At 68.1% G+C, this 11,632-nt stretch carries 12 protein-coding genes; 8 read left to right on the top strand and 4 right to left on the bottom strand.

The features are described from left to right. The first annotated feature begins 9 nt into the window (after positions 1-9). On the top strand, positions 10-1,395 hold the full coding sequence (gene mnmE / locus AACH00_RS10060; protein WP_341398990.1) for a tRNA uridine-5-carboxymethylaminomethyl(34) synthesis GTPase MnmE: 1,386 nt from the start codon (positions 10-12) through the stop codon (positions 1,393-1,395). 156 nt (positions 1,396-1,551) lie between these two features. Next, entirely contained in the window at positions 1,552-2,019 is a 468-nt protein-coding gene (locus AACH00_RS10055) for a cyclic nucleotide-binding domain-containing protein (RefSeq protein WP_341398989.1), read from the top strand. Positions 2,020-2,059: 40 nt separating this feature from the next. Here the strand turns inward: AACH00_RS10055 and AACH00_RS10050 are convergent, their stop codons facing one another. Together AACH00_RS10050 and AACH00_RS10045 are read right to left on the bottom strand one after the other, a co-directional pair. Then, a complete protein-coding gene (locus AACH00_RS10050) occupies positions 2,060-3,016 on the bottom strand; it encodes an MBL fold metallo-hydrolase (RefSeq protein WP_341398988.1) in 957 nt (318 codons plus the stop codon). A 119-nt stretch (positions 3,017-3,135) separates the two neighbouring features. Next, entirely contained in the window at positions 3,136-5,133 is a 1,998-nt protein-coding gene (locus tag AACH00_RS10045) for a monovalent cation:proton antiporter-2 (CPA2) family protein (protein ID WP_341398987.1), read from the bottom strand. 74 nt (positions 5,134-5,207) lie between these two features. Here AACH00_RS10045 and AACH00_RS10040 point away from each other — a divergent pair, with 74 nt between their 5' ends. Genes AACH00_RS10040 through AACH00_RS10025 form a run of 4 tightly spaced genes read left to right on the top strand, consistent with a single transcriptional unit; the run spans position 5,208 to position 8,297 of the window. Continuing rightward, on the top strand, positions 5,208-6,194 hold the full coding sequence (locus AACH00_RS10040) for a KpsF/GutQ family sugar-phosphate isomerase (RefSeq protein WP_341398986.1): 987 nt from the start codon (positions 5,208-5,210) through the stop codon (positions 6,192-6,194). Position 6,195: 1 nt separating this feature from the next. Then, complete coding sequence (locus AACH00_RS10035) at positions 6,196-6,783, top strand: KdsC family phosphatase (protein ID WP_341398985.1); 588 nt, start codon at positions 6,196-6,198, stop codon at positions 6,781-6,783. Positions 6,784-6,795: 12 nt separating this feature from the next. Continuing rightward, positions 6,796-7,482, top strand: coding sequence for an LPS export ABC transporter periplasmic protein LptC (gene lptC, locus AACH00_RS10030; RefSeq protein WP_341398984.1), 687 nt, complete (start codon positions 6,796-6,798; stop codon positions 7,480-7,482). Between the two features lie 2 nt (positions 7,483-7,484). Then, on the top strand, positions 7,485-8,297 hold the full coding sequence (locus tag AACH00_RS10025) for an SDR family oxidoreductase (RefSeq protein WP_341399187.1): 813 nt from the start codon (positions 7,485-7,487) through the stop codon (positions 8,295-8,297). 127 nt (positions 8,298-8,424) lie between these two features. On the opposite strand, the gene AACH00_RS10020 is transcribed toward AACH00_RS10025, so the two are convergent. Continuing rightward, complete coding sequence (locus AACH00_RS10020) at positions 8,425-8,901, bottom strand: RNA recognition motif domain-containing protein (protein ID WP_341398983.1); 477 nt, start codon at positions 8,899-8,901, stop codon at positions 8,425-8,427. 217 nt (positions 8,902-9,118) lie between these two features. Here AACH00_RS10020 and AACH00_RS10015 point away from each other — a divergent pair, with 217 nt between their 5' ends. Together AACH00_RS10015 and AACH00_RS10010 are read left to right on the top strand one after the other, a co-directional pair. Continuing rightward, positions 9,119-9,901 (top strand): helical backbone metal receptor, encoded by a 783-nt coding sequence (locus AACH00_RS10015; RefSeq protein ID WP_341398982.1) that lies wholly within the window; start codon positions 9,119-9,121, stop codon positions 9,899-9,901. 70 nt (positions 9,902-9,971) lie between these two features. Beyond that, on the top strand, positions 9,972-10,613 hold the full coding sequence (locus AACH00_RS10010; protein WP_341398981.1) for a MarC family protein: 642 nt from the start codon (positions 9,972-9,974) through the stop codon (positions 10,611-10,613). Here AACH00_RS10010 and AACH00_RS10005 read toward each other — a convergent pair. Next, positions 10,573-11,571: a LysR family transcriptional regulator gene (locus tag AACH00_RS10005; RefSeq protein WP_341398980.1), complete on the bottom strand. Its 999-nt coding sequence runs from the start codon at positions 11,569-11,571 to the stop codon at positions 10,573-10,575. The genes AACH00_RS10010 and AACH00_RS10005 overlap by 41 nt on opposite strands. Between the last annotated feature and the right edge of the window lie 61 nt (positions 11,572-11,632).

Genomic DNA, 11,632 nt, shown 5'->3' with positions numbered 1-11,632 from the left:
AATCCAGGCGTGTCACTTGGTCGCCATCATGATCCCGTCGTAGCCATCGCCACCGCCCCCGGGCGCGGGGCGGTTGGCATGGTCCGTGTCTCCGGTCGCGGGCTGCAGCCCTTGATCGACGCCATCGTCGGTCAGCCGCTCAAGCCGCGGCACGCCCATTACGGCCCGTTCAAGGACGGCGACGGCCAGCCCATCGATCACGGTCTGGCCCTGCATTTCCCCGGCCCGCACAGCTACACCGGCGAAGACGTGCTGGAGCTGCAGGCCCACGGCGGCCCCGTGGTGCTGCAGCTGCTGCTGGCGCGCTGCCTGGAGGCGGGCTCGACGATGGGTTTGCGCCTGGCCGAGCCGGGCGAGTTCACCGAGCGCGCGTTCCTCAATGACAAGCTTGATCTGGCCCAGGCCGAGGCGGTGGCCGACCTGATCGACGCCAGCACCGAGGCTGCGGCGCGGTCGGCCAGTCGCTCGCTGGGCGGCGCGTTTTCCGCCGAGATCAACGGTCTGGCCGAGCGCATCGTGAGCCTGCGCATGCTGGTCGAGGCCACGCTTGATTTCCCCGAAGAGGAGATCGACTTCCTCGAAAAAGCCGATGCCCGCGGCAAGCTGCGCGCCATCCAGCAGGCCGTGGCCGCCGTGCTGGCCCGCGCCCGCCAGGGCGCCTTGCTGCGAGAGGGCCTGCGCGTGGTGCTGGCCGGGCAACCCAACGTGGGCAAGAGTTCGCTGCTCAATGCACTGGCCGGCGCTGAGCTCGCCATCGTCACCCCGATCGCCGGCACCACCCGTGACCGGGTGAGCGAAACCATCCAGATTGCCGGCGTGCCGGTGCATGTCACCGACACCGCCGGCCTGCGCGACGACGCCGCGGCCAGCGACGAGGTCGAGCGCATCGGCATGGCCCGCAGCTGGGAGTCCATCCACGGCGCCGACGCCATCGTCTTCCTGCATGACCTGACCCGGCTTGATGATGCCGACTACCAAGCGGCCGATGCCGTGATCGCCGAGCGCTTGCGTGCGGCCGACCCGGCCCGGCTGCTGCAGGTCTTCAACAAGGCTGACGCAGGCAGCACCTTGCCCGAAGGGCGCTCGGGTCTGTGCCTCAGCGCCCGCACCGGTGAAGGCCTCGATGCCTTGCGCCAAGCGCTGCTGGAGCGTGCCGGCTGGCAGGCCTCGCCCGAGGGCGTGTTCATTGCGCGCACGCGCCATGTGCAGGCGCTCAACCGCACCCGCGACCACCTGGAATGGGCGGCGGCCCACGCCGCACAGTCAGACGCCGCGCTCGACCTGTTTGCCGAGGAGTTGCGACTGGCGCACCAGGCGCTGCAGTCCATCACCGGCCAATTCACGGCCGATGACTTGCTGGGCGAGATTTTTGGCCGATTCTGTATCGGCAAGTAAATCCCGCTGAACGGTCGTTGTCAGCGGCCGAATGACAGGCATCACCCACTTGGACGGCTGGACGGTCTGGCCGGGCCTGTCAATAATTGCAACCGAGTCACACCAAGAATCGCCGACCTTTTTCACGGCGACGAGTCGTGTGCACAAGGGACAGGCATGGCGGTCGAAAATCTGGTCGAAGCGCTGCAGACTCTGAACGCGGATGACGCCTTGCGCGCCCGTTTCAACAAGCAGCAATGGCTCACGCTCGTGGGCTTTCTGCAGCAGCACACGCTGCGCAGCGGTGACGTGCTGATCCGCTTCCGCGACATGGACCGCGGCATGTACTTCCTGGAAAGCGGCACGCTGCAGGTCTATGTGCCTGACAGCGCCCCGGTGCGCCGCCCGGTGGCCATCCTGCGGCCCGGCTCCGTGGTCGGTGAGCCCAGCCTGTTCGGCGAAACCCCGCGCATGGCGCAGGTCGAAGCCATGTCGCCCTGCACCGTGTGGCTGCTGACCGGCCCGCGCTTTGAGGAACTGAGCGCCCGCCAACCGTCGCTGGGCATCGAGTTCCTGCGCGCCGTAGGCGGCGTGATGGCCGAGCGCATGCGCGCCAACCTCGAGCGCGGCCTGCCGGTCGCCTGAGTCAGGCACCCAAAAAAGCGGGCCCGCAGGCCCGCCGTCATCACACCGGCTTGAAAGCGAAGCCGTTGCCCGCCTTCTCGATCCCGCCCATGGCCGGGAAGGGGAAGTGGAAGCCGCCAGCGATGACCTTGTCGTTGGCCATCATGTCGAACACCTTGCGGCGCACCAGGCGGGCGGCCTCGGCATCCATGTCGAACTGCACGGCCCAGTCCGGGTTGCGGGCGAACAGCGCCGGCACGTTGGTCAGGTCGGCCACATAGATGAACTTGCGCTGGCCGGAGCTCACCTGGAACAGGCTGTGGCCCGGCGTGTGGCCGTAGGCGGCCATCGTGCTCACGCCCGGGGCCACCTCACTGCCCGGCTCGAAGCGCACCAGCTTGTCGGCCGGCATCGCCCCGAAAACGCGGCGTGCGCCCATGAACGCGCCCTTCATGCCTTCAGGCGCTGCGGCCATGCGCGCGTCGTCCATCCAGAACGCATATTCAGGCGCCGGCACCATCACCTTGGCGTTCGGGAACACCAGATCACCCGCCTTGTTGCGCAGGCCGCTGATGTGGTCGCCGTGGAAGTGGCTGATCAGCACGGTGTCGATGTCGCTGGCTTGCAGGCCGGCAGCGCGCAGGTTGTCCAGCAGCTTGCCGGTGGTCGGGCCGCCGAATTCGCCCAGGCCGGTGTCCATCAGCATCTTGCGGCCACCCGCCACCACCAGGAAGGGCGTGAACGGGATGTCGATGTGGTCGGTGGGCAGGCCTTGCGATGCCAGCATCGCGCGCACTTCGGCGATCGGAGCGTTCTTGACGAACTCTTCACCCAGCGGGCGGCGGGCCACACCGTCGTTCAGGGCGATGATCTCGATGTCCCCCAGGGCCATGCGCTTGAAGCCGGGCGCCGGCGGCGTGGGCGTGCCCAGACCGGTGGCGTTCTGGGCCCACAGCGGCACCATGGACGTGGCTGCGGCGGCTGCGGTGGCAGTCAGGAACAAGCGGCGGTTCAGCATCGAGAGGTCTCCAGTCGTTTCGGGGCATGGATGGTGGCGATAAGCGCCAACTCCGCATGTTCGCCAAATTCGCGACCGGGCCACCGAGGGCTTTCCCAAGCCCGCATTACCAGCCGGGTCTAGCCGGTCAGCAGCCGGCTTTCGGCCAGGGCCAGCGCTTCGGGCAGGCCGGCCAGCACCAGGGCGTCACCGCCGGCCAGGCGCAGGGCGTTGTCAGGGCTCACCACATGCCCGTCAGCCCGGCGGATCGACACCACGTTGACGTTCAGGTTGCCCAGCAGCTGGTCGCCCAGGGTGGCGCCCACGCAGGCGGCCGCATGGGGCAGGCTGATGGTGCGCAGGCGGGCCTGCTGCAGCTCTTCCACCGTGTCGTCGTCGGCGCCGTGGAAGTAGCCGCGCAACAGCCGGTAGCGGGCGTCACGCGCATCGCGGGTCAGGCGAATCACCCGGCGCATCGGCACGCCCACCAGGGCCAGCGCATGGCTGGCCAGCATCAGCGAGCCTTCCACGGCCTCGGGTACCACCTCGGTGGCGCCGGCTGCGCGCAGGCGTTCCAGATCGGTGTCGTCAATGGTGCGCACCACCACCGGCACCTGCGGCGCGTGTTGCCGCACCAGCTGCAGGATCTTCAATGCCGACGGCGTGTCGTGGTACGAGATGACCACCGCGCTGGCCCGGGCCAGGCCCGCCGCCATCAGGCTTTGCAGCCGAGCCGCATCGCCGAACACCACGCTCTGGCCGGCCGCGGCAGCTTGCCGCACCCGGTCGGGGTCGAGGTCGAGCGCCATGTACGGCATGTGTTCCTGCTCCAGCAGCTGCGCCAGGTTCTGGCCGCTGCGCCCGTAGCCGCAGATGATGATGTGCGCTTCATTGCGGATCGACTTCTTGGCGATGCTGGTCAACTGCACCGACTGCATCAGCCAGTCGCTGCTGGCCAGGCGCATGACGATGCGGTCGCTGTGCATGATGATGAAGGGCGTGGCCAGCATCGACAGCACCATCGAGGCCAGCACCGGGCTCACCCACTGCGCGCCCAGCAGGTGGTTGTCGGCGCCCAGCGTGAGCAGCACGAAGCCGAACTCGCCCGCCTGGGCCAGGTACAGGCCCGTGCGAATGGCCACGCCGGGGGCCGCCCGGAAGCCGCGCGCCAGTCCGGCCACCAGCGCCGTCTTGGCCACCACCGGCACCAGCGTGAGCAGCAGCACCAGGAACCATTGCTCCCACACCGGGCGCCAGTCGAGCTTCATGCCGATCGTGATGAAGAACAGGCCCAGCAGCACGTCGTGGAACGGCCGGATGTCGGTTTCCACCTGGTGCTTGTATTCGGTTTCAGCGATCAGCATGCCGGCCACGAAAGCCCCCAGCGCCAGTGACAGGCCGGCGTGCTCGGTCAGCCACGACAGCCCCAGCGTGACCAGCAGCAGGTTCAGGATGAACAGCTCGTCGCTCTTGCGGCGGGCGACCAGCGTCAGCCACCAGCGCATCACGCGCTGGCCGCCGACCAGCAGCAGCGTCAGCAGCACCACGGCCTTCAGCAGCGCCAGGCCGAGCGACCAGGCCATGTCCTCGCCGCTGGAGTTCAGTGCCGGGATCAGCACCAGCAGCGGCACCACGGCCAGATCCTGGAACAGCAGCACGCCCATCACGCGTTTGCCGTGCTCGGATTCCAGCTCCAGCCGCTCAGCCATCAGCTTCACGACGATCGCCGTGGAGGACATCGCCATCGCGCTGCCCAGCACCACCGCGCCTTGCCATGACAGATCCCAGGCGCGTCCGGCCATGGCAAAGGCCCAGATCAGCAAGGCGTTGCCTGCCAGCGCACCGAGCGTGGTCAGCAGCACCTGCGAGAGCCCGAGCCCGAACACCAGCGTGCGCATGCTCTTGAGCTTGGGCAGGTTGAACTCCAGCCCGATCACGAACATCAGGAACACCACGCCGAACTCGGCCAGGTACTTCACGCCGGCGGAGTCTTTCGCCAGGGCCAGCGCATTGGGGCCGATCAGCACGCCCACCGCCAGATAGCCCAGCATCGGCGGCAGTTTCAGGCTGCGGCAGATCACCACACCAGCCACTGCAGCGATCAGGTACAACAGGACAAGTTCGAGGGTGGTGGCCATGTGGAGGGCAAGCACGGGGCGCGGCAAGGCGTCCGACAACTAAAATCACCCCCATTCTGAATCAGAGCTCCACCTTGAACGCATCCGCCCCCTTCGATTCCGAGCGCGCCCTCACCCTGGCCCGTCAGACCCTGGCCATCGAGGCCGCTGCGCTGCAGGCCATGCAGGCACGTCTGGACGGCAGCTTCACGGCAGCCATGCAGGCGATCCTCGCCACCCAGGGCCGCGTCATCGTGATGGGCATGGGCAAGAGCGGCCATGTGGGCCGGAAGATGGCCGCGACGCTGGCCTCCACCGGCACGCCGTCGTTCTTCGTGCACCCGGCCGAAGCCGCCCATGGCGACCTGGGCATGGTGCAGGCCGGTGATGTGGTGATTGCCATCTCGAACAGCGGCGAGAGCGAAGAGCTCAACGCCATCCTGCCGGCGATGCGCCGCCTGGGCATCACGCTCGTGGCCATGACCGGCCGCCCGGCGTCTTCGCTGGCGCGCCATGCCGACATCACTTTGTCGACCGCGGTGGAACAGGAAGCCTGCCCGCTGAACCTGGCGCCCACGGCCAGCACCACCGCGCAGATCGCCATGGGCGATGCCCTGGCGGTGGCGCTGCTCGACGCGCGCGGTTTCCGCGAAAACGACTTTGCCCGCTCGCATCCGGGCGGCGCGCTTGGCCGCAAGCTGCTGATGCACGTCAGCGACCTGATGCGCAGCGGCGATGCCCTGCCGCGTGTCGCCCCCGACATCGGCTTCCTCGACATGATGCATGTGATGAGCAGCAAGGGCCTGGGCTTCGCGGTGGTCATGCAAGGCGAGGTGCCGCTCGGCATCTTCACCGACGGCGACCTGCGCCGCCTGATTGAAACCGGCGCCGACCTGCGGGCGCTGGATGCCCGTGGCGTGATGCGCCCCGGCCCGCGCACGGTGCGGGCCACCGCGCTGGCGGTGGACGCTGCCAGCCTGATGGAGCAGCACAGCATCACCAGCGTGCTGGCGGTGGACGACAACGGCCACCTGGTGGGCGCCCTCAACACGAACGACCTGCTGCGCGCGAAGGTGATCTGACATGGCTGCCATCCCTCTTACGCCGGCGCTGCAGTTCCCGCCCGAGTTGCTGCTCAAGGCCCAGGGCAGCGGCCTGGGCATCCAGCTCGCCATCTTCGACGTCGACGGGGTGCTGACCGACGGCCGCTTGTTCATCGGCGAGACCGGCGAGGTGTTCAAGTCGTTCTCGACGCTGGACGGCCACGGCCTGAAGCTGCTGGCGCAGGCCGGCATCACGCCGGTGATCATCACGGGCCGAGATTCCCCGGCCGTGCGCCGCCGTGTGGCCGATCTGGGCCTGAAGCATGCGGTGTACGGTGTGCACGACAAGCTGGCTGCGGCCGAGCCCCTGCTCGCCCAGTTCGGCGTGGCCTGGGCCGATGTGGCCGTGATCGGTGACGACTGGCCCGACTTGCCTCTGCTGCAGCGCGCCGGTTTTGCCTGCGCCCCGGCCAACGCCCACATCGAGGTCAAGGCGGTGGCTCACCACATCACCACCCTGCGCGGTGGCGACGGCGCCGCCCGCGAGTTTGCCGACCTGCTGCTGGTGGCCGCCGGCCGCTATGCCGGCCTGCTGGCCAGCCAGTGCCAGACGCTGGACGGCCGTTGAGCCGCGCCCGCGATGAGCGTTGAGCTGCACCTGCCCGACCTGCCTGAGGTGCCCGTGGCTCTGCCACTGGGCCCGGCGCCGGGCGGCCCTCGGCGGTTGGCGCCGGCCTGGTCAGAGCGCCTGCGCGGTGTGCTGACCACCGCCTTGCCCTTGCTGCTGATGGCGATGCTGGCGCTGGGCACCTGGTGGCTGGTGAAGCACGCCCCACAGGCCGATGCACCGGGCGGCGACAAATCCGCCCGCCACGAGCCCGATTACCGCCTGGAGCGCTTCACCCTGCAGCGCTATGCCCGTGATGGCGCACTGGCCCTAGAGCTGGAAGGCGAACACCTCCGCCATTTCCCGGACAACGATGAGCTGGAGATCGACGTGGTTTCCATCGTGGCGCATGGGGCCGAAGGGCGCCTGACCAAGGCCACCGCCCGCTCGGCCGTGGCGAGCGGCGATGGTCAGCACGTCAGTCTGATGGGCGGCGCCCATGTGGTGAGTACCGCCCCGGGCACGGAGCCGGTGGAGTTGACCGGCGAGCATATCGAGCTGCGCGCCGCCGACAACCTGGTGGTGGCCGACAAGCCGATTCGAGTGCAGCAAGGCGCTTCGGTGTTCTCAGCCGATGCTATGCAGTTCAACAACCTCACCCGCCAGCTGGTGCTGGTGGGCCCGGCACGTGCCACTTTTGACATGAAGGCACGCCAGTGACGATGCAATCTGACGCCGTGAGCGGTGCCGCGAATACGGCTGCCGCGCCTCTGGTGTTCATCACCGGGGCGTCCAGCGGTATCGGTCAGGCGCTGGCTGCGCGGTTTCATGCAGACGGCTGGCGGCTGGCGCTGGTCGCCCGCCGGACGGACGCCGTGCAGCAGTGGCTGCGCGACAGCGGCATCCCGGCTGAAAAAGCGCAGGTCTACGCCGCCGATGTGCAGGACATCGACAGCATCGTGGCCGCCGGGCAGCGTTGCCTGGCCGAGTGCGGTTTGCCGGATGTGGTGATCGCGAATGCCGGCATCAGCGTCGGCATGGATTCCGCCGAGCGTGATGACCTCGATGTGATGCGCGACACCTTCGCCACCAACAACACCGGCCTGGCCGCCACCTTCCACCCGTTTGTGGCCGCCATGCGGGCGCAGCGTCGCGGCACCCTGGTGGGCATCGCCAGTGTCTCGGCCATCCGCGGTTTGCCCGGTCATGGCGCGTATTGCGCCAGCAAGGCAGGCGTGGTGGCTTACTGCGAAAGCCTGCGCGGCGAATGCCGTCCGTTCGGCGTGAAGGTGGTCACCTTGGTGCCGGGCTACATCGCCACGCCACTGACAGCCGGCAACACCTACGGCATGCCGTTCCTGATGCAGCCGTCGGAGTTCGCCGACCAGGCCTTCAGGGCCATTGCCGCCGGCACCAGCTACCGCGTCATTCCCTGGCAGATGGCCGTCGTGGCCAAGCTGCTGCGGGTGTTGCCCAACCCGCTGTATGACCGTGTCATGGCCGGGCGCGGCCGCAAGAAGCGCCGGGGCGAATAACAGCGTCAGGCTTCGCGCCTTGGCTCGGCCAGGCGTACGGCAGGGCGATCACATTCAGTGAATCGCCCAAGAAAAAAGGCACAGCGGTAAACCACTGTGCCTTCTTCAGATCAGCTGATCGCGAGGATCAGTAGCCGCCGCGGCCACCGCCGCCATAGCTGCCACCACCGCCGCCGCCGCTACGGCCACCGCCGCCGCCGCCGTACGGGCTGCGGCCACCGCCACCGCCAGCACCGCCGCCACCGTAGGGGCTACGGCCACCGCCGCCACCACCACCGTAGCCGCCACCGCCGCCGCCACCACCGTAGCCGCCGCCGCTACGGCCGCCGCCGCCACCGAAGCCGCCCGGACGCTCTTCGCGCGGACGTGCTTCGTTCACGACGATGGCACGGCCTTCCAGAGGCTGACCGTTCATGCCGTTGACGGCTGCTTGGGCTTCAGCGTCCGAGCCCATTTCCACGAAGCCGAAGCCCTTGGAACGGCCGGTTTCGCGGTCCATCATGACCTTGGCGGACGTGACGGTGCCGAATTCACCGAATGCTTGTTGCAGGGAGTCGTCGCGCACGCTGTAAGCGAGGTTGCCGACGTAAAGCTTGTTTCCCATGGGGAACGCTCCTATCAATCACAAAAAGACCATGTGGAGCTTCAACCCAGCGTGAACCATCAAGCGAAGGTGCCGCGTCCATACACAGCAAACACGAGACCGCACGAGGACGGCCCCGACCCATTATGTGACCAATCGGCGAGGCTTAGTAAAGCGCGGAATGGGTTTGTGTCTCTTTTTTACTTCAAAAATCCGACAACAAGGCATGCTGTGACACATGTCACCTTCCAAGCCTGTACGGATTGCCAGCCTTGTGCCCAGCCTGACCGAATTGCTGGTGGCGCTGGGTCTCGGACCACACCTCGTCGCCCGCACCGGGTTCTGCATTCACCCTGCCGCGGCGCTGCGCGATGTGCCCAAGGTTGGCGGCACCAAGGACGTCAACCTGGCCAAGCTCGCGCGGCTGGCGCCCACGCACGTGCTGGTCAACATCGACGAAAACCGGCGCGACACCGCCGATGCCCTGCGCGACATGGGCGTGGAGCTGCTGGTGACGCACCCGCTGTGTCCTGCTGATCTGGACGGTGTGCTGACCCAGTGCGAGCTGGCCTTTGGCCACCTGCCCGGCGTGCGTGAGCGCGCCGCCGCCCTGCGCACCGAACTGCAGCTGGCGCTGGCCGAGGTTCGCCCCGAGGTGTTTGCACCGCAGCGCGTGCTTTATCTGATCTGGCGTGAGCCGTGGATGACCGTGGCGCGTGACACCTACATCTCGCGCCTGCTGGCCCAGGCCAACTGGCACACCTGGCCGCCAGCCGACGGTGGTGCGACGGGGGCGTCGCGTTACCCGGTGGTGAACGGCGACGAGCCCTGGCTGGCCGATGTGCAGCAGGTGCTGCTTTCCAGCGAGCCCTACAACTTCCGGCACGAACACCTGGCCCTGGCGCAGCAGTTGTGCCCCGGCGCGCGCGTGCAGCTGGTCGACGGCGAATTGCTCAGCTGGTACGGGCCGCGGGCGCCTGAAGGCTTGCGGTATGCGGCCAGCCTCGCAGCTGCCGGGTGAGCGCCGCTGCCCCGTGAAGACCGTGTTCTTCCCCTCGTGAAGTCGACCCGGTTCAGGACAGAATCGCCGCATGGACCTGATCAAACCGCTGATCGCCTTGCTGGCGATCGTGAACCCCATCGGCGTGGTGCCGTTTTTCATCCACTTCACGCAGGCGTTTTCGCGTGAAGAGCGCCAGCGCACCATCCGCACCAGCTCACTCGCGGCGTTTGCCGTGGTGTCCATCAGCGCGGTGGCGGGCTTGAAGATCATCGAGTTCTTCGGCATTTCCATCGCTTCGTTCCAGGTCGGCGGGGGCTTGCTGCTGCTGATCTCGTCGATGCACATGCTGAACGCCCAGCCGGCCGAAAGCCGCAGCGAGGACGTCAACGAAGGCCAGGCCAAGGCTGACGCGGGCTCGTCGATCGCCGTGGTGCCGCTGACCATTCCGCTGCTGACCGGCCCGGCCACGATCTCCACCATGGTCATTTACGCCGAGAAGACCCGCACCTTCTGGGAGCATGCGGCGCTTGTCGGTTATGGCGTCGTGATCGGTGCCGCCACCTTCGTGGCGTTCTCGGCATCCGGCCGCATTGCGAAAGTGCTGGGTCAGACCGGCATCAACGTGATGACCCGGTTGATGGGTTTGATCCTGGCGGCGATGGCGGTGGAGTTGCTGGCCGACGGCCTGATCAAGCTGTTCCCGGTGCTGGCGTCTCACCTGGCACGCTGAGGGCTCTCGCGGGCTTGCCCGGCAGCGGCCCGGGCTGCCACACGGTGGCCGCCACGTCGAACAGCACGTTCACGGCGTCAGCGGCCTCCGCCAGGTCGGTCGACATCGCAGAGGCGGGCCGGGCCACCAGGTTCAGGGCCGTGTCCAGCGCATGCTGGCGCGAGATGGCCACGCCCGCCTGATCGGCTTCGCGCAGGGCCACGGCTTCGCGGGCCAGGCTCAAGCCAAAACCTGCCTTGACCAGGTCCATCATCGAGGCTTCCTGGTCGACCCGGGCCACCGTGTGGCGCCGTGTGCCTGCGGCCTTGAACACGGGTTGCAGCAGCTGGTGATGGACGGAGTCACGCGGGGTGTCGATCCACGGCAACTCGGCCAGGGCGTCCCAGCCGCGGCCGTGCAGGCGTGATTGCCAGCCGCGCGGCGCCACCACCACATAGCGCACCGTGGCCAGCCGCTGCACCCGCAGGCGCGTGGCATCGGGCTGCCCCAGGCAGAAGCCGGCGTGCAGCTGGCCTTCGCGCACTTCCCGCTGCACCCAGCCCGACACGCCGTGGCGCAGCTCCGGGTGCAGCTGCGGCCCCTGCTGACGCACCGCATGCAGGAATTCGCCCAGGCGCAGTGCCGCCGGGTCGAGGATGGTGCCCAGCACCACGGGCACGGTGGGCGAGCCGGCGGAGCGTGTCGTCTGCCCAGCCTGCTGGCCGGCGGCCATGGCGCTCAAGCGTGCCACGGCCTCGACAGCGTCGCGGGCCATGGGCAGCAGTTGCTCGCCCTCGGGCGTCAGCGCCAGGCCGCGGCCCGTGCGGCGCAGCAGGGTCACCCCCAGGCGGTGCTGCAAGCCGGTCAGCTGCATCGACACCGCGGTGGCGCTGCAATGCAGGGCGTCGGCGGCGCGCCCGAGCGTGCCGTGGGTGGCCACGGCCAGCAGAGCTTGCAGTTGGCGCAAGTCAGGTGTCATTTGATTTCAATGAATTTGAGATCAGAGCGGGTGCACAAGTGTGCCCGAGCCGTGGCCCAGG

It is taken from the genome of Ideonella margarita (genome assembly GCF_038066635.1).
GTDB classification, from domain to species: domain Bacteria; phylum Pseudomonadota; class Gammaproteobacteria; order Burkholderiales; family Burkholderiaceae_C; genus Ideonella; species Ideonella margarita.
Note: the sequence above shows the minus strand (reverse complement) of the source record. Positions and strands in the feature narration are given on the sequence as shown.

Bases quoted from the DNA above. Each gene is read 5' to 3' on its own strand.
- AACH00_RS10025 (WP_341399187.1), top strand. From the start codon at position 7,485: ATGCAATCTGACGCCGTGAGCGGTGCCGCGAATACGGCTGCCGCGCCT.
- AACH00_RS10020 (WP_341398983.1), bottom strand. From the start codon at position 8,901: ATGGGAAACAAGCTTTACGTCGGCAACCTCGCTTACAGCGTGCGCGAC.
- lptC (WP_341398984.1), top strand. From the start codon at position 6,796: ATGAGCGTTGAGCTGCACCTGCCCGACCTGCCTGAGGTGCCCGTGGCT.
- AACH00_RS10010 (WP_341398981.1), top strand. From the start codon at position 9,972: ATGGACCTGATCAAACCGCTGATCGCCTTGCTGGCGATCGTGAACCCC.
- AACH00_RS10035 (WP_341398985.1), top strand. From the start codon at position 6,196: ATGGCTGCCATCCCTCTTACGCCGGCGCTGCAGTTCCCGCCCGAGTTG.
- AACH00_RS10045 (WP_341398987.1), bottom strand. From the start codon at position 5,133: ATGGCCACCACCCTCGAACTTGTCCTGTTGTACCTGATCGCTGCAGTG.
- AACH00_RS10005 (WP_341398980.1), bottom strand. From the start codon at position 11,571: ATGACACCTGACTTGCGCCAACTGCAAGCTCTGCTGGCCGTGGCCACC.
- AACH00_RS10050 (WP_341398988.1), bottom strand. From the start codon at position 3,016: ATGCTGAACCGCCGCTTGTTCCTGACTGCCACCGCAGCCGCCGCAGCC.
- AACH00_RS10015 (WP_341398982.1), top strand. From the start codon at position 9,119: ATGTCACCTTCCAAGCCTGTACGGATTGCCAGCCTTGTGCCCAGCCTG.
- AACH00_RS10055 (WP_341398989.1), top strand. From the start codon at position 1,552: ATGGCGGTCGAAAATCTGGTCGAAGCGCTGCAGACTCTGAACGCGGAT.